Raw genomic sequence first — 20,567 nt, 5'->3', positions numbered from 1 at the left:
GGAGGCACCCGAACATCAGGGAAACCCCTAGTGCCGGCCAGCGCCACGCAGTGGTCCGTGAATGGGCCAGTCAGGAACGGAGCGCGGAACCGACACCGGCTCGGGTGGGGACGCCGAGCTTGGCGAGCACCTTCGTCAGATGGCTCTCGACGGTCTTCTCGCTGACGAACAGCGCGGCGGCGATCTGGCGGTTCGTCTGGCCGGCGGCGACCAGCTCGGCGATCTGACGTTCTCGGGTGCTGAGCGTGCCGGCTGCCACGCTGAGGACGACCGTCTGGGTCTGGTGATGAGCCAGGGTCTGAGCGGCCCGGGCTTGGGTCCGCGTCGACGGTCGACCGCCCCGAGACACCCGCTCGCCGAGCTGGCGCAGCAGCCGGGCCGCCTCGTCCCGGGGACGGTTGGCACCGCACGCGTCGAGTCGGGCCTCGGCCCGGCGCAGCTCGCTGACCGCCCGCGCGTTCTGCCCGTCGGCGGCCAGCGCCCGCCCAGCCACGATCAGCGACCGGCCGAGCTCGATCGGCAGGCCGGCCCGCTCGGCCTCGGCGGCTGAGGCCAGCGCCGACGCGGCGGCGGCCGACGGCTGTCCCCTGGCGAACTCGACGGCTGCTCTCGCTCGCATCGCCGAGGCCTTCCGTCCCGCGAGCCCACCGCCGGCGTCGGTGGCCGTCCGCTCGGCGAGCACCGCCCAGCCGGCGGCCGCCTCCGGCATCCCGCGAGCCAGTTCGGCCCGCGTGAGCACCTCGTACCAGTACGGCCGAATGGGAGCTTCGATGCGCGGCAGCTCGGCGCCGCCGGCCGCACCCAGGAGTTCATCGACGGCGCGGTCGGGCTCACCGGCCTCGACCAGCGCCTCCGCGAAATAGGAACCGGCCATCACCGAGACGGCGTCAGTCTCCGGGTTGGCCGCCCGTGCTCCCTGCGCACCCGACCGCAGTGCCTCGGGGAGGTCTCCCGCCAGCGTCGCCGCGGCACACCGCGCCGCCAGCGCCCAGGACAGGAAGGGCAGGTGCGGGGTGAGCAGGCACGCCTCCACCGCGGCTTCGGCCGCCGCCGCGGCCTCCGGCAACCGTCCCCGCGATGTCAGGACCAGCGACCGTGCGACTGCCGTCAGTGTGCCGATGCTGCCCCGGCCGTTGCGCAGCGCCAGCGCGTCGACCCGGTCGAGGTGGCGTAGCGCGTCGGTGAACCGTTCGAGGAACGCCTCGGTCCAGCCCAGCCACGCGAGCTTGTCGAGGTGCGGGGTGACCTGGTCGTCCGAGAGCAGGTCGTAGCGGCGTGCCGCGCCGGCGGCCTCGGCGATCGCGGCCGGGACGTCACCGACCATGTATTCGGCACCCGCCAGCAGTCCGGCCGAGGCGGCCAGTAGCGGGGCGTCGTCGAGCGTGCCAGCGAGCGCGTGCGCTTCCTGCTGCCAGCGGCGCATCCCATCGTATTCACCGGTGTAGAAATGGTCGATGGCAAGCTGAAGCCGCAGCAGACAGCTCTCTCGGGTGCCCGGTTCGGCGCTCGCCACGGCGTCCAACACCAGGGCACGCGCCTCGCCGTGCCGGCCCAGCACATGGTCGACCGCCGAGCGCAGCGCGACGAGATGAGCCCGCTCGGCACCGAATTCCCGCGGAATCAGACCCATGATCTCGTCGAGTACCATGCGGGCCTGCTGCGGCTGGTAACTCGCGTCGAGTGCGGCAGCCAGCCGGGACAGCAGCTCCAGTCGCCGCAACCCGCCGTCCGCGTCCACGTCGACGCCAACGTCGGTACTCTGGCCGGGGCTCGACTCACCGCCCGGTAGCAGTCTGAGCGCGGCGGCGTACCAGTGCGCGGCGGCTGCCGGCGCGCGTAGCCGGCTGGCCGCGGCCGCTTTGGTCAGCAGCGTGATCGCGGCCTCGTCGCCGGGACGGGCGGCACGCTCGACGTGGTGGGCTCGGGCGGTGGCCGCGGCGCCCCGGGCGGCGAGCGCATCAGCCGCTCGTGCGTGAGCGGCGATCCGCCAGCCCGGCCCGGCGGACATGTAGATGGCGTGGCGCACGATCGGATGCCGGAACGTGAACCGGCGCGGCATCTCGGTCGGTCGCACCACGTCCGCCGCGACCAGCGCGTCGAGTGCTTCGAAGGCGTCGGTTTCGGGGAGCGCGGCGGCCTCGGCGGCCAGGTCCGGCTCGAACACCTCGCCGGCGACAGCAGCGCCCTGCGCGAACCGCCGTACGACCTCGGGCAGCTGTGCGATCTCGGCGCCGACCGCCGCCGTCACCGCCGGCGGCACGTCGTCCGGTCCGTCGAGGCCGGTCGAGGCCGCCAACGCCGGCGGTACGGACGACGGCCCGGCAGCTGCGGACAGCGGGCGGGTGGGGGTGCGGGCAAGCTGTTCGAGGTAGAACGGGTTACCGCCGCTCTCCCGATACCAGCGACGCCGGAGCGCCGGGTCACGGGTCACCGGACTGAGCAGCGAGTCGCTGTCCTCGGGCGACAGCGGGGCAAGCTCCAGTCGAACGCCCACGGTCGCGTGTGAGTTCGCCCCGGCTTGGCCGTCGGTGGTCGCGACAACGGCGGACGCCGCCGCGGCCGACAACGCCGCGGCCAGGGCCTTCGGCACCTGGCGGGGCCGCACCGCGACGACCAGCAGCACCCGCGCCTTCGGCGGCCGGCGGAGCAGGTGAGCGACGAGCTCGGCCGACGCGGTGTCGGCCCAGTGCAGGTCGTCCAGGGCCAGTACCAGCGGCCGGTTGGCAGCGAGCAGCTCGAGTAGCGCTCGCGCCGCCCGGTAGGTCTGCCAGCGCTGCATCTCGGAGGTGTTGCCGGTCGGCACGGTCCCGAGCGAGCGCAACGCCGGAAACACGGCGGCCAGCTCGTCGAGCCGGTCAGCGCCGAGCTGGCGCAACCGCGCCGGATCCACCGCGCCGAGGTAGTCGTCGAGCGCATCGACGAGGGCGTTGAACGGAATGTCCTGTTCGAGCTCGGCGCCGTGGCCCCGCAGTACGAGATGGCCACGGGCGTCGGCAAGCTCGGTGAGTTCGCCGATCAGGCGGCTCTTGCCGATGCCGGGCTCGCCACGGATCTCCATCCAGTCGAAACCTGGCCGGCGCCGCGCCGAGGCGAGCCGGTCCAACGCGGCGCCCACCGCGGCCATTTCCCGGTCGCGCCCGACCAGCGAACCCCGTTCCCCCATCGGGCGATTGTCGTCCCTGCCGGCCAGCGATCCAGTACCCGGGTCGTCGGTGCGACAGGCCCGAGATGGTCGGGACCTAGGAGGTTCCCTGATGTACCCGGTCGCGCCGCCGGCGCCACGCTGTTGTTCATGCCGACCTACATCCTGTGTCACCGACACGAGCCGGCCGAATGCCGGTTCGTGTTCGCGGCCTGGCGCGGGTTCGACAGCCCGTTGCGCCACGGCCGGGCGCTCGCCTCCTGTGGCAGGAACGGCCAGGCCGCCGACGCCCGGCACACGATCTTCTGGACGGTAGAGGCCGCGGACGCCAGCGCCGCACTCGGCTACCTGCCGGCGTACCTGACGTCGCGGACCGAGGTGGTGCACGTCGCCGAAGTGCCGATCCCCTGATCGGACGACCGGTGTGCCTTGTCCGTGCCAGGGGTTCCCCCGATGTTTTCGCGCTGCCCCGGCACGACAGGTTTGTCCTGGTTCCCACGGCACCGTGGGAACCAGGACCGTGTGAATCAGGGCGTCAATGGAGGCTGATCATGACGACGGCCAGTGAACGGGCTCGACCGGCGACGGGCGGTATCGGGATCGCCGGCGTGTTGCTCGTCGGCGCCGCGGTAGCCGTCTCACTCGGGGTGTACGCAAAGACGCACGATCCGGCCGGCCGGCCGTTGTACACGCTCGGTTTCTCCGGCCCGCTGCCGATGAAAGCCTGGTTCACCACGGCCGCCGCGCTGCTGCTCGTGGTGCAACTGACCACGGCACTGTGGATGTGGGGCCGACTGCCCGGTGCCGGGTCGGCTCCGGCGTGGGCGGCGATCCTGCACCGGTGGAGCGGTAGCACGGCGTTCATCTTCACGTTGCCGGTGGCGTTTCACTGCATCTGGTCACTCGGTTTCGCCACGGCGGACTCGCGGGTGTTCCTGCACAGCCTCGCCGGATGCACGTTCTACGGCGCCTACGCGGCGAAGATGATCGGCCTGCGAACGAAAGGGCTGCCCGGATGGGCACTGCCGGTGCTCGGCTCCGCCGTGCTCACCGCCCTCGTCGTGCTGTGGCTGACGGCGTCCCTGTGGTTCTTCACGCGCTCGGGCATCCCGCACGTCTAGCCGAGCCATCTCGATCAGCCGAGTCATCTCGATCATCGTTCGGCGTTCAGGTAGGTCGTCGGACAACCGAACACGGAGGGCACCATGTCAGAAGCGGCACACCCGGCGGCCCCGGCGGGGATGCTGTCGCGCCGGGCCGTACCCGGCCTGGTGGCTGTGGTTGCCGGCGTCGCTGGCTACGTCGTCGCGAGCGGCAGCGACGCGGCCGAGCCGAAACCGGCGACGGCGGCCGCGAATGGCGGTGGCGGTGCCGGGGCGGGGGGCGGGCAGCGCCTTGCCGGCCTCGCCGAGGTGCCGGCCGGCGGTGGCCTGGTTCTTGACGACATCGGCGTCGTGCTCACGCGCAGTGCCGCCGACGAGGTGCTCGCGTTCTCGGCGGTCTGCACCCACCAGGGTTGCACCGTCGGCTCGGTGGCGGGCGGCACGATCAACTGCCCGTGCCACGGAAGCAAGTTCGACGCGGCCACCGGGGCACCGACGGCCGGTCCCGCGAAGGCCCCGCTGACGCCGGTGGCTGTCGTCGTCCAGGACGACACCGTGTTCACCGCCTGACCTCGAACAACCGGCCCTGACCGGCCCGACCGGCCCGACCTGCCGACCGAAGAAATGGGGAACCGATGAGCCCGGTACCGCTGCGTGTCCAGACGCCCTCCGCCCAGGCGACGTCCGCCCAGGTGATACTGCCCGGCGAACGACTGGCCGTCGTCGGGCGTGGGCGGGACGCGGACGTCGTCGTCGCCGACAGCCGGGTGTCGCGGCGACACGTCGAGCTCGAACCCAGCGGGGACGGGTGGACGGTGCGTGACCTCAGCGCCAACGGCATATGGTGCGACGGGCGGCGGACCGCGACCGTGCGCATCCAGTTCGATGAGGTCCGATTGCGGCTCGGCGCGGCCGACGGCCCGGAACTGGTGCTCGTCCCGCAACGGGCGGCCGGACCACCAGCCCAGCCCGGACCGGGTCTCGACGTCGGCGACATGGCGACCCGGTTGGCCGTCGGCGGCCCGCTGGCACCCGCGCGGCCACGCCCGGTGGGACCCGGACCCGCCGCCGTCCCGGCCCCGGTCAAGACGGCAGCGCCACCGCGCTGGGCTCGCGCGTTCCCCACCCTGGCGTGGCTGGCGGCAGCCGCCTTCGCCGTCGGCGCACTGATCGCGCTTACCTGATCAACTCTGACAGGGCGTCAGCTGGGTGCGGGCGTCAGCCTCGACCCGTAAACCGCGGTTTCGAGGTCCGGCGTCGCGTCCACGCCCCCGCGACCCTTGTAGTCAGGCGGGCTGCCACAGCTCGACCCGATTGCCCGCAGGATCGGTGACCCAGCCGAACCGACCGACACCCTCCATTTCCTGCATTTCTGTGGCCACATCCGCTCCCTTGGCGCGCAGTTGCGCGAGCATCGCATCCAGGTCGCGGACCCGGAAGTTGAGCATGGTTTGCTGGGCGCGGGACCCGAAGTAGTCGGTCTCGGACTCGAACGTCGCGAACACCGTCAGCCCGGCTCCCTGACGCCACAGGCCGTTCTCATCGGCGTCCAGGCCCAGGCAATCGCGATACCACGTGCTCAGGGCCGCCGGGTCGGCAGCCCGCATGAAGTACCCACCGATTCCAAGCACACATTCCATGCCGCTATCCTGCCAGGACGGCAATCGGGTGGGCTGGCACCACACCATCGCCCGCTTCACCCCCATCTCCATCGCGGGGAACTCGTAAGTCGCCGCCCCCCTCGACAGGCCGACGACGATGCGCGTGGCGTTCGGGTCGAGCGTGGTGACCGGGATGGGTGACCTCTCAGCTCCTCGCGGCGAACAGGTCGACCCGGCCCGTCGAGACGGCGGCGACCGCGCCTCCGTCGACGAGCAGGTCGATTCCGGTGATGAACGAAGCGTTGTCCGACAGGAGGAAGTCAACGGCGGCGGCGATGTCGTCCGCCGAGCCGAGCCGGCCGGTGCCGGACGCCGCCACCATGGCGCGCATACCAGCGCCGGACTCGCTCGCGAGCTCCTGCTGTCCCATCTTCGTCGAGATGACGCCAGGACTGATCGAGTTGACCCGGGCGCCTCGTGCGCCCCACGCGTTGCTGGCCGAACGCACCCGCAGCTGGTTGGCCCGCTTGGCGAAGGAGTAGGCATAACCCGCGCTCGGGAACGCGTCCACCGCCGTGAACGGCAGGTTCAGCAGCTCCTCGGTGGCGGTGTTGGCCAGCTGAGCCTCGATCTCGCGGGCCGGCGGGGGAGCGAGGTAGCCGGACATGCTCGAGATGACCACGCCGGCGCCGCCCACGGTGACGACCTCGGCGAACGCGTCGAGCACCAGCGCGGTACCGAGCAGGTCGACCTTCAGGATCGCGTCGACCGGCGCCTGCGTGGGGGACAGCCCCGCGGTGTGGACCACGTGCCGCACCGGGCCGAGGGCCGCGGCGGCCCGTGCGAGCGCGTACACGGACTCCCGGGACGACACGTCCACGACCTGGGCTGTCACCTGCTGGCCCTCGTCGCGGAGGTTCTCGGTGACGGCGTTCAGCGCCGTCTCGTTGTAGTCGGCCAGCAGTACCGTCTTGCCCGTGCCGACCCGGCGGGTTACGGCGACACCCATGCCGCCCGTGCCGATGACCACCAGTACCTCGTTCGGCATGCCTCAAGCTCCCCACGTCCAATTCCGAGACGACCGGTCTCGGATTAGGGATGATACGCCCGCGGTCCCGGCCGGGTCGCGCTCCTAGACTCACGTGGATGACGGGCGGGCGCCGGCGCAGTGAGAGCTCGCGGCGGGCGATCCTCGACGCGGCCCGCGGCCTGCTGCTCGAACGCGGTTACGAACGGTTGACGATCGACGCCGTCGCCGCCCAGGCCGGCGTCGGAAAGCAGACGATCTATCGCTGGTGGGGGTCGAAGGGCGCCGTCGTCGCCGATGCGGTGCTCGAGGGCGGGCTCGTGCCACCGTTCGTCCCCTTGCCCGACACGGGAGACATCGAGGCCGATCTGCGCGCCTGGCTGCGGGCCTGGACCGCGCATCTGGCCTCCGGTGTGGGCACGAGCCTCATCCTCGCCCTCACGGCGGCCACGGCCGAGGACCGCGCCGTCGCCGATGTCCTCTACGAGCGCTTCACCGGACCCCACGAGCAGCTCCTGTGCGACCGCCTGGAGAGTGCCCGCGCGGCGGGTCAGCTCGGGTCGCAGGTGCCGGTCCCGACGATCGCCGGCGTGCTGATCGGTTCCCTGCTTTATCGCGTCCTCAGCAGGCAGGCACCGCCGACGGCGGACGACGCCGACATGGTCGTGCGCCTGGTGCTCGCCGGGGTTGCCTGATCTGGACCCATCTCCCTGTCGAGCATCGGTGCGGCACCCCCGTGGTACAGCCCAACGGTCATCCCGGACTGGTGTTCAGTGGGCCTTGTCGAACGCTTCCCGCCTGATCGGGTTCGAGGACGCGGGCCGGCGCTTCAGGGGGCGCGGCGCCCGGCCCCGGCGTGCAGCGCCCATCCCCGGGCCGCCGCGAGCACCAGCAGCACGACCACCAGAGGCACGCCGAAGAGGACGACGAGTCCGAACCCGATGTTGGCGCCGATCACTCCGGCGGTCGCGACGTGGTACCCGAAGCCGAGGATCACGCCGACCCCGACGAGCGGACACACCACCTGCCACCGGCGCCGGTCGGCGGCGCCGCGGCGACCCCCGTGCAGCAGGAGCGCCGCGGCGGCTGCCGCCAGGAGCACAGCGACGACGCCGCTGATCATTCCGCGGCGGGCCGCGGGGCGCTGTCCGGGGAGTGGGGGCCGAATGGCGTCCTACTCGATCACCCGCAGGGTGGACGGGACGTCCATCCGGCGTACCCGCCGGGCGGACAGCAGCGGGGCGACGGCGACCGCGAAGACCCCCAGCAGCAGCGTGGTCAGCAGGGTGGGAACCGACAGCACGGCCCGGATGCCCAGGTCGGGCAGGGTGTCGGCGAGCAGGACCTCGACGGTCCAGCGCAGCGTCCAGTAGCCGGCTACCAGGCCGATCACCGTCCCGAGCAGGCCGATCAGCGCGCTCTCGGCGACGGCGAGCGCCAGCACCCGGCGCGGGGCCAGCCCGAAGGCGAGCATCGTCGCCTGCTCCCGGCGGCGCTCGTCCATCGCGATGCTCATCGCGTTGTAGGCGATCAGCAGGGCGAGCAGGAGCACCGCGATCTCGGCGATCCGCAGGATGCCGACGAACGTGCGTAGCAGCGCACGGATCTCCTCGATGCTCCCCGTCGCCGGGACGACGGAGCCGACCCCGGGGACGGCCGCGAGCGTGCGCATCGCGTCGAGCTGGTCGTAGCCGGGCGCGGGCAGGACGGTCAGCACGTTCGTCAGGCCGGCGAGGCCGAACGAGCCGGCGTCGGCGGCGTCGAGGAAGGCCACCGAGCGGACCGGGAAGCTGTGGATGCCGGCGACGCGCAGCGGGGTGTCGACCGTCTGGTAGCCGTCGCCGGCCCGGCGCGGATGGCGCAGCAGGACCGTCCCGCCGACGCCCACGCCCAGGTCGTGGGCGGCCTTGGCGGCGAGCAGCAGGCCGCCTGTCGCGCTGCCCTCGGTGATCGAGGGTGACCAGATGTGGTTGTCGACGTCCAGGATGTAGGTCAGGGTGTCGATCGGTTCGTGCGGTGCCGAACCGGGCGGGCCCAGCAGCCTGGTGGGCAGGGCGAGCGTGGCGTCGGAGCCGCGGACCGCCGGTGAGCCGGTGACCGCGGTGACGGTGGGCGAGGTGACGGGCTGCACCGACGGCAGGGTCACCCGCAGCCGGTCGGGGCTGGTGGACGTCAGCTCGGTCTCGGCGGCGTCGGTCGTCCGGGTGAAGGTGTCGAGCTGGCCGGTGAACACGACCTGTGCCGTGATCGCCGCGGCGATTCCCAGGGCGGTGAGCAGCATCCGCCGCGGGGCGCGCGCCAGGTTGCGCGCCGGCATTCGGGCCAGGCTCCCCCCGGGCAGCGGGAACCCGCGCCGACGCCGCCGCGGGCGGGCGCGGGCACGGGCGCGGGTGGAGCCGGAGATGGCCGACGCGTGGATCGCCTGCACCGGCTCGACCCGCACCGCCCGCCACACCGGGTGGACCGCCGCGACCAGCGGCAGCAGCAGGCCGACCGCCGCGGCGCGGGCGAACACCCCGACCTGGAAGCCGGTGCGCCAGTCCGGTAGCGGCCACACGTCGCGCAGCATCGCGCCCATCGCGGCAGTGATGATCATCCCCGTGACCAGCCCCGCGAGGACCCCGAGGATCCCGATCTGCAGCCCCAGCAGCAACGGGCGCAACGCCAGCATCCGGGACCGCACCCCGAGCGCCATGCCGATGCCGATCTCCCGTCGCTGCGCGTCCACCACCCGTCCCACCAGGTTGAACGCGGCGAACATGGCACCGACCAGGACGAGCAGCGCGAGCGCGTTCCACAGCGCCTGGTTGCTCTCGATCGAGTCGTACATGATCTGCCGGGACGCGATGTCGTCACGGTTGGTGATCGTGGTGCTCACCCCGGGGAGCCGCTCGGTGACGGCCGCGGTGAGCTGCCGCTGGAGGACCGCGACGTCGGTCCCGGGCCGCGCGGTGAGGACCAGGTCGTTGACCGCTCCCGGTTTGCCGGCGAGGTTCTGCGCGGTCTCCAGCGAGGTGTAGAGCACGCCGAAGCCGGCCTGGGTGATCAGTCCGGGCTGCTCGCCGGGCAGCACGAAGTACTCCGGGGACTGCCCCTCGCCGACGTATCCGATCTCGCGGTCCCCGCTGATCCGTACCGTGCCCGTCGCCGGCAGGTGGTTGGCCTGGGCGAACCCGTGGTCCAGGACGCCGACGGGCCGTCCCCGGTCGGCCGTGGTGAGCGCGCGGCCGGCGGCGACCGAGATCCCGTCCACGAGCGGGCGCGCGGTCAGGTCGACGCCGACGACCTCGCCGCGGACGAGCACCTCCTTGTGCCCTGGTCGGCTCGCCTCGATCTCGGTGGGGAACATCAGGCGCTCGGCGCTCGCATCCACGGCGGCCGGGTCGGGCAGGGCCGCGACGACGTCGCGCAGCCGCCCCCGCGGCACCGTGGCGCCCGCGTCCACGCTGATCCGCAGGTCGTGCACGTTCAGCCCGGCGAAGCTGGCGTCGTAGGACTCGTAGCGCCACCGCGACGTGCTGGTCAGGCCGGCGTACAGGCCGGTTCCCTCGCCGATGACGGCGGCGAGCGCCACCACCAGCAGCAGCCGCGCCCGCAGGTCGCGCCACGACCACCGCAGCCACAGCCCCGCCGACCCCGCCCCGCCCCGGCCCGGCCCGCCGTCGTCCCCGGATGCCGCGCCGCGCCGGCCGCTGCCGGGCGCCGCGCCACGGCCGCTGTTCCCGTTGCCGGGTGTCGCGGCATGGCCGTCACCGCCGGGTGTCTCCCCGAGCACCGCGCCGCGCCGTCCGCCGCCGTTCACCATCGGCCGCTCACCATCGCAGGTCACCGACGGGCACACGGCCGCCGGGCGGCGGGCCGTCGGCGACGATCCGTCCGCTGGACAGCTCGACCACGCGGTCCGCGATGCGGGCGATCTCCCGGTTGTGGGTGACGACCACGACGGTGCGGCCGGCGGCCGTCTGCGCCTCCAGCAGGACGAGGATCTGGACCCCGGTGTGGAAGTCGAGCTCGCCGGTCGGCTCGTCCGCGAGCAGGATCGGGTTGCCGGTGGCGAGCGCGCGGGCGATCGCCACCCGCTGCTGCTCCCCGCCGGAGAGCTGGTGGGGGAAGTGGTCGCCGCGGGGCGCCAGCCCGACGCCGTCGAGGACCTCCTCGGTGACCTCCCGGGCCCGCGGCCGGCCCGCGACGTCGGCCCCGAACCGCACGTTCTCCCGGGCGGTGAGCGCCGGGAACAGGTTGAACGACTGGAACACGAAACTGACCGTGTGCCGCCGGATCTCCCGCCGCTCCCGCTGCGAGGACCGGGTGAGATCGGCCCCGCCGAGTCGGACGGTCCCCGCGGTCGGGATGTCCAGCGCCCCCACCAGGTTCAGCAGGGTCGTCTTGCCGCACCCGGACGGCCCGAGGACGACCACGAACGCGCTGCCCTCGACCCGCAGGTCGACGTCCTCGAGCGCGGTCACCCCGGCCTCGCCGCCACCGTAGTGCTTGCCGACGCCACACAGGTCGATGCGGGGCACCACCGGCGCGACCGTTCCGTGGGCGTCGCGTCGCGCGGAATCGGCCCGGCCGGGGCCGGGGCCGGTTGCGTGGGCGTCGGCGTCGGCGTCCCTCACCCGTCCCCCTCCATTCGTGGCCCGGCGGGGCCCGGATCAGTGTGGGCCCGGCCCGCCGACCCGGCCGGCATCCCGGCGCGGTCACATTGGGTGTGCCGGACGCGGTTCGGCGCCGACCGGGCGCAGGCCGGCAGACCGCCGTTCCCGGTCATCCACGGCGGTCGCCGCGATCACGGTCCAGGTGTCGGCGAGCCAGGTGGCGGCTTCGGTCGCGCGCACCAGCCAGGGTGTGCGGTGGCCCGCCAGCCACCTCACCGCGGAGGTGTCCTCGTCGCGGATCCCCGCCGGGCCCTCGTCTGTCAGGAAGCCACTACCAACCAGGATCAGCACCAGGATCGCGGCGGCCAACGGGAGCCGGGCCGCCTGCGCGCGGCTGATGTTCACAGCGGCGATGTTCCCCGCGAAGCGGGGAGTACCCACAAATACGGGGATAACCGACAGCCCTGAGCCCGGGGCGCGCGCCCTGAGAGCTCAGGGCGCGCCGTACAGCTCCGTCTGCTCGACCTGCGCGATCGTGGCGTTCGGCGGGGGGAGGAACCCGAGCTGCACGACCCGCGGCCGGGCCACGGCGCCGAGCAGCCAGTCCGCGCCCACATAGGCGCGGTTGGCCGCGGCGCCGAGCGCCAGCAGGTGGTACCCGCGGGTCACCGCCGCCGCCAGCGGCCCGGACAGCGGCAGGCCCAGCGGGTTCGCGACCGCGTCCGCCCCGCCCAGGTCGACGACGAAGCCCAGGTCGCGGTGGCGGTACGGGCGCATCCGGCCGTAGCCGAGGGACGCCGCGACATTCCGCCCCGCCGCCCCGCCCTGCCGTACCGCGTGCTGCGCGGTCTGCCCGGCGGGAGCGCCGCCCTTTGTCACGTCCGGGACGGCCGCCGCGTCACCGAGCGCGAACACGCCGTCCAGGCCGGGGACCTGAAAGTTCTCGTCGACGACCAGCCGCCCTTTGACCGTCTCCGCCCCGAGCCGGCTCATCAGCGGATTCGGCGTCACACCCGCGCACCAGACCAGCGTGTGGGACGGGATCACGGCGCCGTCGGTGAGCGTCACCGCGTCCGCGCGCACCTCGGTCACGGACGTCTCCAGCCGCACCTCCACACCGCGCTCGCGCAGGACCTTCGCCGCGCCGGCGCCGAGCCGCTCGTCGAGCTCGGGCAGCACCCTGGGCGCGAGGTCGAGCAGCAGCCACCGGATCTGCGCGGCGTCGAGCCGCGGGAACTGCCCCAGCGCCTCGACGGTGAACCGCCGCATCTGCGCGGCGAGCTCGGTTCCGGTGTATCCGGCGCCGACCACGACGAACGTGCACCGCGCCCGCCGCTCGGCGTCCGAGTCGCTGGCGTCGGCGTACTCGAGCTGGCGCAGGACGTGGTCGCGCAGGTAGACCGCCTCGGCCAGGTTCTTCATTCCGAGCCCGTGCTCGGCCAGCCCTGGGATGTCGAACGTCCGGGTGAGCGCGCCGGGCGCGAGCACCAGCCTGTCCCAGGCGAGCGTGGACGGTTCGCCGGTCATGCCGACGACCGTGATCTCACGGCGCGTGGCGTCGACCGCGGTGGCATGGCCCAGATGCGGCACCGTCCGCCGCAGCGCACCGCGGACGGACACCGCCAGGTGCCGCGGTTCGATGTCGCCGGCGGCGACCTGGGGCAGCAGCGAGGTGTACAGCAGATGGTCCGTGGGGGAGACGAGCACGAGCTCGGCGGCGCCGGCCGGCAGCCGGGCCTCCAGATGGCGCAGTACGCCGAGCCCGGCGTACCCGCTGCCCACGACCACCACCCGCGGCCGCCGCCGCCCCGCATCGTCCTGCCCGCGCAGCCGACGTGCCTCGACATGACGGACCAGCCGGGCGACGGTGATGGAGTTCCTCATGGTGTGCTCCTCACGGTGTGCTCCTCACGACGAGCGGTCCGATCACGATGAGCGGTCCGAGGCGATCGGTGCGTTCCTTCCGATGGCATCGGTTCGATAATCCGGCCTGCCGCCGCCCCACCGGCCCGGTTCGCCGTCCGCGGCCTTCGCCGGGGGGCCAGTCCCCGGGCGAAAGGGATGCCCAGGCCTCTCGTGGTCGCCGTCCGGTTCGGCGAGGCTGGAGCACATGAGTTCCGGGAAGGTCTCGACCATGGCCTCGGCCAGGGTGCCGGGACCGGTGGCGCCACCGGTCGTGATCGGGCTGGCGGCCGGGGCCGTCGTGCTGCTGATCTGGGCGGCCGTCGGCGGTGGTTACTTCTGGCCGCGCTGGGTGTGGTTCGGCATCGGCACCGTGTTCTGGGCCGCGATCCTCGTCGGGTGGGTCCGGCGGATACCGCCGGGGCGGCGCCGGTGGCTCGCCGCCACCCGGGCGGTGGCTGCCCTGGCCATCCCGGTCGACGTGGTGGTGTGGGCGCTGTCCGGCGGCGGCTACTTCTGGCCGGTCTGGACGATTCTCGCGCTCACGATCGGGCTCGCCATCCACACCTGGATCGTCGCGCTGATGCCCGCCGAGCGGGAGCGTGAGCTCACCGAGCGGGTCGACGCGCTCACCCGCACCCGCCGCGGCGCGCTCGACGGGCAGGCCGCCGAGCTCAAGCGGATCGAGCGGGACCTGCACGACGGCGCCCAGGCGCGGATCGTCTCGCTGGCGATGAACCTCGGCATGGCCGAGGCCCTGCTGCACAGCGACCCGGCGGCGGCGGCGAAGCTGCTCAGCGACGCCCGGCTGTCCGCGGTCGGCGCGCTCGACGACCTGCGGGCCGTCATGCACAGCATCCACCCCTCGGTGCTCGCCGACCGGGGGCTCGCCGGGGGCATCCGCGCGCTCGCGCTCGACCTGTCCCTGCCGGTCCGCGTCGACGGCGACGTCCCGTCCGGGCTGCCGGCGGCGGTCGAGTCGGCCGTCTACTTCGCGACCGCGGAATGCCTGGCCAACGTCGTCAAGCACAGCCGGGCCGCGCACGGCACGGTGCGGTTCGCGCACGACGGCAGGATGCTGAGCGTGGTCGTCACGGACGACGGGCTCGGCGGGGCGGATCCCGCGTTCGGCCAGGGCCTGCGCGGGGTGGTGCGCCGGCTCGAGGCGTTCGACGGCCGGATGTCGGTACACAGCCCGTCCGGGGGACCGACGAGGATCACGATCACCCTGCCGTGCCCGGTCCTGCCGGGCGCGGAGGCCTGAGGGCCTGAGCGCCCAAAGGACCTGAGGACCTGAGGACCGAGCGAAACTGAGGAGGTGCCGTCCGTGCCGGAGGAACCCGCCGACCCCGCGCGGCCGCTGCGGGTCGTGCTCGCCGAGGATCTCGCCCTGCTGCGGGACGGGCTCATCCGGCTGCTCGAGGCGCACGGCTTCGAGATCGTCGCCGCGGTCGACAACGCCCCGCAGCTGGTGCGCGAGCTCGTCACGCTGCGTCCGGACGTCGCCGTCGTCGACGTCCGACTGCCGCCGAGCCACACCGACGAGGGCCTGCGCGCCGCGCTCGAGGCGCGGGAGCGCATCCCCGGGCTGCCGGTGCTCGTGCTCTCGCAGTACGTCGAGCAGCTCTACGCCCGTGAGCTGCTCGCCGACGGCCGGGGCGGCATCGGCTACCTCCTGAAGGACCGGGTCTCCGACGTGGGCCAGTTCGTCGACGCCGTCCGGCGGGTCGCCGCCGGCGGGACGGCCCTCGACCCCACGGTGGTCGCCCGCCTGCTCGACAGCCGCCGCCGTCGCCTGCCGCTGGACCGCCTCAGCCCGCGCGAGCGTGAGGTCCTCTCGCACATGGCGCAGGGCCGGTCCAACGCGGCGATCGGTGCCGCGATGGTGATCACCGAGAAGGCCGTCGGCAAGCACACCAACAGCATCTTCACCAAGCTGGGGCTGATGCCGTCCGAGGACGACAACCGGCGGGTGCTCGCCGTCCTCGCCTACCTCGAGGGCTGACCCGCCGCCGGTGCCCGGGCGACCCGGCCGGGCGCCGACCGTGGCGACGGTGACGAACCGAGAGTGAACCATCGCTGAACCCATCCCGAGCACGATGGAATCGGACGGGCGCGCCCGCCGTCCCGCTGGGTCGGCCGGCCCGTCATCGTCACGAGCCGCGGAGGTGCGCTCGGACTGTCCAAACGTGAACTCGGACGGAGGAACAGGTCATGAAGGCTACCTACGAGGCGCCTGCCATCCAGGCTCGAGGCTCGTTCCGGGACGTCACCCGTCACGGTTTCGTGATCTTCGTCGGCGGTGGTGGCGGCTGGGGCTGGGGCGGCTGGGGCTGGAGCGGCGGCTGGGGCGGCTGGGGCTGGGGCTGGGGTGGCCGGGGCTGGGGTGGCTGGGGCTGGTGAGACCAGCCTGACCGCGCACTCCCAGGACCGGTGATCCAGCGGCGGGCCAGCCCGCCGCCATCGCCACCCGCCGATGTGGCGATGTGGCGAAGTGAGGTCGTGCAGGTCGGCGAGCAAGGGCCCGCGCTGCGCGGCCTCGCCCCATTTACGGGCACCGGTCCCGAACGGTGCCGACGAGGATTTCGCGACCAGGGGGGTCTCGTGAGGATCGTCTGTGTAGGCGGGGGCCCGGCCGGGCTCTACTTCGCCATCTCCGCCAAGCGCCGGGACGCCGGCCACGAGATCACCATCATCGACCGCGACCCGCCCGGCGCCACCTACGGCTGGGGTGTCGTCTACTGGGACAACCTGCTCGACGTCCTGTTCCGCAACGATCCCGACAGCGCGCGGGAGATCCGCGGCGCGTCCACGCTCTGGCAGGAGCAGGACATCAGCCTGGGCAGCGAACGGGCGGCGCACTTCGCCGGCTACGGCTTCAGCGTGCAGCGCGCGGCCCTGCTCGACATCCTCACCCGGCGCGCCGAGGAGCTCGGCGTGCGGGTCGAGCACGACCGCGAGGTCGCCGACCTCACCGACCTGGCGGACCTGGGGTGCCTCGGCGGCCTCGGCGCGCACGCCGACGCCGACCTTGTGATCGCCGCCGACGGCGCGAACAGCCAGGTGCGCAGCATGTTCGCGGACCGGTTCGGCACCCGGGTCGACACCGGTGGCAACCGCTACATCTGGCTGGGCACGCCCCGGCGCTTCGAGCGCTTCACGTTCGCGTTCGAGCCGACCCCGGCCGGCTGGGTGTGGTTCCACGCCTACCCGTCCGGGGCGGAGGTGAGCACCTGCATCGTCGAGTGCGCGCCGCGGACCTGGGACGCGCTCGGCCTCGGCACGGACGACGGCGAGGGACTACGCCTGCTCGGGAAGATCTTCGCTGGCCCGCTGGCCGGCGAGGGCCTGATCGACCAGCTGCGCCGGCCCGCCCGCTGGCAGCGGTTCGGCCAGGTCAGCAACCGTAGCTGGTACTGGGACAACATGGTGCTGCTGGGCGACGCCGCCCACACCACCCACTTCACGCTCGGCTCCGGCACGGCCCTGGCCATGATGGATGGCGTCATGCTCGCCCAGATGCTCTACGAGCACGGCGAGGTCCCGGTGGCGCTGGCCGAGTTCGACCGGGCCGGCCGGGCCGCGCTGGCCCCGCTGCAGGCCCGGGCCCGGACGAGCATGGCCTGGTTCGAGCGGATCGACGGCCAGCTCGACCGGGCCAGGCCGGCCACCGGCGGCGACCCCGACCCGGTGGCCTTCGCCTACGCGATGGCCACCCGGCAGGGCGACCAGCCGCCATGGCGGTACCAGGCACACCGGGCGATGCAGGTCGGGGCCGTCCGGCGGCTGCGCCGTGAGGTCGACTCGTCGGTGCGCTGGTACCTGGCCCGCCGGCGCGGCGAACCGGCCCGGCCCGCCGGCCGGCCGGCGCCGGCCGGCACCCCCACGCCCGCAGGCCCGGCCGGCCGGGCCCTGGCGGGCGCGGGTTCCGGGTCCGCCGCGCACCGCTCCCGCGGTTAGCCCGCCGGCGTCAGGTGCGCCGCCAGATCACCGGGACCTGCTTGGTGAAGGACCCCGCGTGGCCGACCACCAGGCCCGACCGGTTGATCCCGGACACCTGGCCGGGCTGCAGGGGCGCCGGGCCGCTGAGGTCGTGGGGCACGCCCCCGGACCACAGTCAGGGCCGGTCCACGCCGTCCGGCGTCATGGCCGAGCCGATGACGGTGCCGTCGTCGGCGAGGTCGACGGGGGAGAAGGTGTCGCCGCCGAGCCCGGTCACCGCCTGCTGCTGGCCAGCGGTCCAGACGTATGCGGTCGAGGCGGTGTGCGCCGGGAAGATTCCGACGGTGCTCGTGGGCTCCCCCTCGAACGGGTACGAGATCTGCTTGTGGCTCTCGACCAGCACCTGGCCGCGCTCGTTGATCGCGACAGCCGAGCTCTCGGTGAGCCCGGCGGCCGTGCCCAGGTCGCGCATCCGCCCGTTCTCCCAGAGGAACGCGTGGCTGTGCCTGTCCGCGGTCGTGCTGCTCCCCGCGACCTGACCGTGGTCGTTGATCAGGTCGGCGCTGCTCCACGAGCCGCCGAGCGTGCCCAGGTCGACCGCGGTCCCGTTCCGCCAGACCGTCGCGCGGATCTGGGGCTGGTAGTCCGTGAAGACGTCGCCGGCCTCCTTGGATCCCGCCTCGCCGGCTGGCGCCTGCTTGGTGGCGCCCTCGGCCGGGCCGTAGTCCGCCAGCGGAGTGTTCGTGCCGCTCAGGCCGACCACGGTGCCGTCGGCGCTGATCGAGCCGGCATAGCTCTGTAGCGGTCCGGCCCGGGAGCGGTCGGTTCCAGCGTCGTCAGCGTCCCGTTCTCCCAGACGAACCCCCGGTTCTGCCCGGTGTCCGAGTACAGCGAGCCGACGACCTGGCCGCTGTCGTTCACCTGCCACGGCATCGCGCCCGGGATCGTGGTGGGGACGCCGTCGCGCCACACGACCCCGCGCTGGTTGAACGCGTTGTCCCATGCCTGCCCGATGACCACGCCATCGTCGTTCACGTCGAGGGCGTACCCGGTGGTGGCCCCCGCCGGCAGGTCCAGGGCGATCAGTTCCAGTCCGCCACCGTGGTAGGTGGACCCGGGGATGGCCGCCGCGGCCGGCGGGGCCAGTGCCACCGCGGCGCCGATCGCGCCGGCGGCGGTGAGCGCGGCGAGCGCCTCGGCTCGCACCCGCGCTCTCGTGGTGGTCGTCATGGGCGCCTCCCGAGAATCGAAATGGTTACTCTCCGTAGTTGATCTCGGATGCTAGGTCGCCCCCGGTCCGGCGACCGGCAGGCCCCGCTGTCGGATGACCGACCGCGTCCCGCGCCGCGCGGCGCACTGCCATGCTTGGACGGGCATGGCACGCGACGGGAGCGGGGGCATGAGCGAGGAATCCGCGCCACGGGCCGGGGGCCGGGTGCTGTTCGTCGACGACGAGCCGCAGCTGCTGCGCGCGATGCGGATCACCCTGCGCGCCCGCGGCTACGAGGTCCGCACCGCGGTCGACGGCGGGCACGCGCTGACGGAGGCCGCCGCCCACCCGCCCGACATCGTGCTGCTCGACCTGGGCCTGCCGGACATGGACGGCATCGAGGTCATCCACGGCCTGCGCGGGTGGACCGGCGTCCCGATCATTGTCCTGTCCGGGCGGACGGCCGGGCAGGAGAAGATCGCTTCGCTGGACGCCGGGGCCGACGACTACATCACCAAGCCGTTCTCCGTCGAGGAACTGCTGGCCCGGATGCGCGCCGTCGCCCGCCGGGCCCCGGCCGCCGAGACCGGGCCCGCCGCGGACGTCGGCGACTACCGCGTGGACTTCGCGGCGAAGGCGGTGACAGCCCAGGCCGAGGGCGGGGCGGCCGTCCACCTGACCCCCACGGAGTGGCGGCTGCTGGAGGCGCTCGTCCGCAACCCGGGCAAGCTCGTCAGCAGCCGCGCGCTGGTCAGCCAGGTCTGGGGGCCGGCCTACGCCGCCGACACGTCGTCGCTGCGCCTCTACATCAACCGGCTGCGCCGCAAGCTCGAGCCGGACCCCACCCGCCCGCGCCACCTGACCACCGAGCCGGGGATGGGCTACCGCTACCAGCCCTAACCTCGCGTTCCGTCACCGGGGCGAGGCCGTGGCCGGCACCGGCTCGCGACCGGATCCGTGGCCGGGTGTGGCCGTTCCCGGTGCGTCCGGAGCCGGCCAGGATTTCTGACTTTAGTGTCAATTTTCTGGTAGACAGATTCCACGGACAGGCCCGCGGCGGACGTACGACGAGGTGACGACGATGCGCTTCATCTTTCACTATCCGGAGACCTCGGGCACCGAGGGTGACATGCTCGATCCCGGTCCGTTACACGAAGTGGCGGCGGCCGCCGAGCGCGCCGGCTTCGACGGCTTCTCGCTGACCGAGCACCCGGTCCCCGGCGCCCGCTGGCTCAACAACGGCGGGCACCAGAGCCTCGACCCGTTCGTCGCGCTGGGCTACGTCGCGGCCGCGACCACCCGGCTGCGGCTGCTCACCTACCTGTCGGTCGCGCCGTACCGCAACCCGTTCCTGCTGGCCAAGGCCGCGGCGACCGTCGACAAGCTCTCCGGCGGCCGCTTCACCCTCGGGATCGGCACCGGCTACCAGAAGTCCGAGTTCTACGCGCTCGGCGTCGACATCGACGAGCGCAACACGCTGTTCGACGAGATCCTCGACGCGCTGCCGCTGCACTGGAGCGGTGAGCCGTTCAGCTACAAGGGCCTGCACTTCGACGCCCGCAACGTGATCGCCCGCCCGCGGCCTGTCCAGGACCCGATCCCGATCTGGATCGGCGGCAACTCGAAGCTGAGCCGGCGCAGGGTGGCGGCCCGCGCGCAGGGCTGGATGCCGATGTCCGGCGGCCCGCAGCTGGTCAACACGGCCCGCACGGCCTCGATCGGCTCGATCGCCGAGCTCGCCGGCATGATCCGCGAGGTGCGGGACACCGCCGCCGCGAACGGCCGGACCGACCTGATCGACGTGATGTACTCCTACTCGACCGCCATCTCGGCGGAGAACGTCAGCGAGGATCGTCACGGCGAAGCCCTGGCCGAGATCGAGAAGGCGGGCGTGACCTGGGCGGTGGTCTCGTCCCACACCCGGTCCGCCGCCGAGACCATCGAGTTCATCGAGGCCTTCGGCGCGGCCCACCTCTCGTGACGCGCGCCCGGATCTGAACGTCGGTCGCCGTGCCGAGTTCAGGTCGCGGGCGCGGTTGTGC

At 73.2% G+C, this 20,567-nt stretch carries 22 protein-coding genes; 11 read left to right on the top strand and 11 right to left on the bottom strand.

Annotated elements, in window-relative coordinates; genetic code table 11:
* Nucleotides 1–70: 70 nt before the first annotated feature.
* Nucleotides 71–3,163 carry a LuxR family transcriptional regulator gene (locus tag FRANEAN1_RS21150; protein WP_020461862.1) on the bottom strand — a complete coding sequence of 1,031 codons (3,093 nt, stop codon included), beginning with the start codon at nt 3,161–3,163 and terminating at the stop codon, nt 71–73.
* Nucleotides 3,164–3,292: 129 nt separating this feature from the next.
* Here FRANEAN1_RS21150 and FRANEAN1_RS21145 point away from each other — a divergent pair, with 129 nt between their 5' ends.
* The 4 genes from FRANEAN1_RS21145 to FRANEAN1_RS21130 all read left to right on the top strand — a co-directional run bounded on the left by FRANEAN1_RS21145 (nt 3,293) and on the right by FRANEAN1_RS21130 (nt 5,429).
* Complete coding sequence (locus FRANEAN1_RS21145) at nt 3,293–3,553, top strand: hypothetical protein (RefSeq protein ID WP_041254529.1); 261 nt, start codon at nt 3,293–3,295, stop codon at nt 3,551–3,553.
* Nucleotides 3,554–3,693: 140 nt separating this feature from the next.
* Complete coding sequence (locus FRANEAN1_RS21140) at nt 3,694–4,263, top strand: DUF6529 family protein (protein WP_020461860.1); 570 nt, start codon at nt 3,694–3,696, stop codon at nt 4,261–4,263.
* Nucleotides 4,264–4,347: 84 nt separating this feature from the next.
* A complete protein-coding gene (locus FRANEAN1_RS21135; protein ID WP_020461859.1) occupies nt 4,348–4,815 on the top strand; it encodes a Rieske (2Fe-2S) protein in 468 nt (155 codons plus the stop codon).
* 65 nt (nt 4,816–4,880) lie between these two features.
* Entirely contained in the window at nt 4,881–5,429 is a 549-nt protein-coding gene (locus FRANEAN1_RS21130) for an FHA domain-containing protein (protein WP_020461858.1), read from the top strand.
* A gap of 102 nt (nt 5,430–5,531) precedes the next feature.
* Here the strand turns inward: FRANEAN1_RS21130 and FRANEAN1_RS21125 are convergent, their stop codons facing one another.
* Both FRANEAN1_RS21125 and FRANEAN1_RS21120 read right to left on the bottom strand, forming a co-directional pair.
* Nucleotides 5,532–5,885: a VOC family protein gene (locus FRANEAN1_RS21125; protein WP_041256247.1), complete on the bottom strand. Its 354-nt coding sequence runs from the start codon at nt 5,883–5,885 to the stop codon at nt 5,532–5,534.
* Nucleotides 5,886–6,051: 166 nt separating this feature from the next.
* On the bottom strand, nt 6,052–6,894 hold the full coding sequence (locus FRANEAN1_RS21120) for an SDR family oxidoreductase (protein ID WP_020461856.1): 843 nt from the start codon (nt 6,892–6,894) through the stop codon (nt 6,052–6,054).
* 98 nt (nt 6,895–6,992) lie between these two features.
* On the opposite strand from FRANEAN1_RS21120, the gene FRANEAN1_RS21115 reads away from it, so the two are divergent.
* Entirely contained in the window at nt 6,993–7,568 is a 576-nt protein-coding gene (locus FRANEAN1_RS21115; protein ID WP_041254524.1) for a TetR/AcrR family transcriptional regulator, read from the top strand.
* A 134-nt stretch (nt 7,569–7,702) separates the two neighbouring features.
* Here FRANEAN1_RS21115 and FRANEAN1_RS21110 read toward each other — a convergent pair whose 3' ends face one another.
* The 5 genes from FRANEAN1_RS21110 to FRANEAN1_RS21090 all read right to left on the bottom strand — a co-directional run bounded on the left by FRANEAN1_RS21110 (nt 7,703) and on the right by FRANEAN1_RS21090 (nt 13,355).
* A complete protein-coding gene (locus FRANEAN1_RS21110) occupies nt 7,703–7,996 on the bottom strand; it encodes a hypothetical protein (protein ID WP_020461854.1) in 294 nt (97 codons plus the stop codon).
* A 51-nt stretch (nt 7,997–8,047) separates the two neighbouring features.
* Nucleotides 8,048–10,678, bottom strand: coding sequence for an FtsX-like permease family protein (locus FRANEAN1_RS21105; protein ID WP_020461853.1), 2,631 nt, complete (start codon nt 10,676–10,678; stop codon nt 8,048–8,050).
* A 7-nt stretch (nt 10,679–10,685) separates the two neighbouring features.
* The gene (locus FRANEAN1_RS21100) at nt 10,686–11,399 is read right to left on the bottom strand and encodes an ABC transporter ATP-binding protein (RefSeq protein ID WP_041256244.1); all 714 of its coding nucleotides are present in this window, start codon (nt 11,397–11,399) and stop codon (nt 10,686–10,688) included.
* Between the two features lie 174 nt (nt 11,400–11,573).
* Nucleotides 11,574–11,876, bottom strand: a complete 303-nt coding sequence (locus FRANEAN1_RS21095) for a hypothetical protein (RefSeq protein ID WP_041254522.1) — start codon at nt 11,874–11,876, stop codon at nt 11,574–11,576.
* A gap of 87 nt (nt 11,877–11,963) precedes the next feature.
* Nucleotides 11,964–13,355, bottom strand: a complete 1,392-nt coding sequence (locus FRANEAN1_RS21090) for an NAD(P)/FAD-dependent oxidoreductase (protein WP_020461850.1) — start codon at nt 13,353–13,355, stop codon at nt 11,964–11,966.
* Nucleotides 13,356–13,605: 250 nt separating this feature from the next.
* Between FRANEAN1_RS21090 and FRANEAN1_RS21085 the strand changes: the two genes are divergently transcribed.
* The 4 genes from FRANEAN1_RS21085 (at nt 13,606) to FRANEAN1_RS21070 (ending at nt 17,333) form a co-directional block, all read left to right on the top strand.
* A complete protein-coding gene (locus FRANEAN1_RS21085; RefSeq protein WP_020461849.1) occupies nt 13,606–14,637 on the top strand; it encodes a histidine kinase in 1,032 nt (343 codons plus the stop codon).
* Nucleotides 14,638–14,733: 96 nt separating this feature from the next.
* Nucleotides 14,734–15,378 carry a response regulator transcription factor gene (locus FRANEAN1_RS21080; RefSeq protein WP_198145655.1) on the top strand — a complete coding sequence of 215 codons (645 nt, stop codon included), beginning with the start codon at nt 14,734–14,736 and terminating at the stop codon, nt 15,376–15,378.
* Between the two features lie 209 nt (nt 15,379–15,587).
* Nucleotides 15,588–15,776 (top strand): lasso RiPP family leader peptide-containing protein, encoded by a 189-nt coding sequence (locus FRANEAN1_RS21075; RefSeq protein ID WP_041254520.1) that lies wholly within the window; start codon nt 15,588–15,590, stop codon nt 15,774–15,776.
* 201 nt (nt 15,777–15,977) lie between these two features.
* The gene (locus FRANEAN1_RS21070) at nt 15,978–17,333 is read left to right on the top strand and encodes an FAD-binding monooxygenase (protein WP_020461847.1); all 1,356 of its coding nucleotides are present in this window, start codon (nt 15,978–15,980) and stop codon (nt 17,331–17,333) included.
* A gap of 10 nt (nt 17,334–17,343) precedes the next feature.
* Here FRANEAN1_RS21070 and FRANEAN1_RS43790 read toward each other — a convergent pair whose 3' ends face one another.
* Genes FRANEAN1_RS43790 through FRANEAN1_RS41345 form a run of 3 tightly spaced genes read right to left on the bottom strand, consistent with a single transcriptional unit; the run spans nt 17,344 to nt 18,545 of the window.
* Entirely contained in the window at nt 17,344–17,475 is a 132-nt protein-coding gene (locus tag FRANEAN1_RS43790) for a hypothetical protein (RefSeq protein ID WP_347176691.1), read from the bottom strand.
* A 15-nt stretch (nt 17,476–17,490) separates the two neighbouring features.
* Entirely contained in the window at nt 17,491–18,078 is a 588-nt protein-coding gene (locus FRANEAN1_RS21065) for an HAF repeat-containing protein (protein WP_041254517.1), read from the bottom strand.
* Complete coding sequence (locus FRANEAN1_RS41345; protein ID WP_157472737.1) at nt 18,066–18,545, bottom strand: hypothetical protein; 480 nt, start codon at nt 18,543–18,545, stop codon at nt 18,066–18,068. Before FRANEAN1_RS41345 ends, FRANEAN1_RS21065 begins: the two co-directional genes overlap by 13 nt.
* A 169-nt stretch (nt 18,546–18,714) precedes the next feature.
* Here FRANEAN1_RS41345 and FRANEAN1_RS21055 point away from each other — a divergent pair, with 169 nt between their 5' ends.
* Nucleotides 18,715–19,425, top strand: coding sequence for a response regulator (locus tag FRANEAN1_RS21055; protein ID WP_020461845.1), 711 nt, complete (start codon nt 18,715–18,717; stop codon nt 19,423–19,425).
* A gap of 181 nt (nt 19,426–19,606) precedes the next feature.
* On the top strand, nt 19,607–20,506 hold the full coding sequence (locus FRANEAN1_RS21050) for an LLM class F420-dependent oxidoreductase (RefSeq protein WP_020461844.1): 900 nt from the start codon (nt 19,607–19,609) through the stop codon (nt 20,504–20,506).
* Nucleotides 20,507–20,567: the final 61 nt, after the last annotated feature.

The sequence above is a fragment of the Parafrankia sp. EAN1pec genome (assembly GCF_000018005.1).
GTDB classification, from domain to species: Bacteria; Actinomycetota; Actinomycetes; order Frankiales; family Frankiaceae; genus Parafrankia; species Parafrankia soli.
The sequence above is the reverse complement of the archived record's forward strand: the minus strand, read 5'-3'. Positions and strand labels throughout refer to the sequence as shown.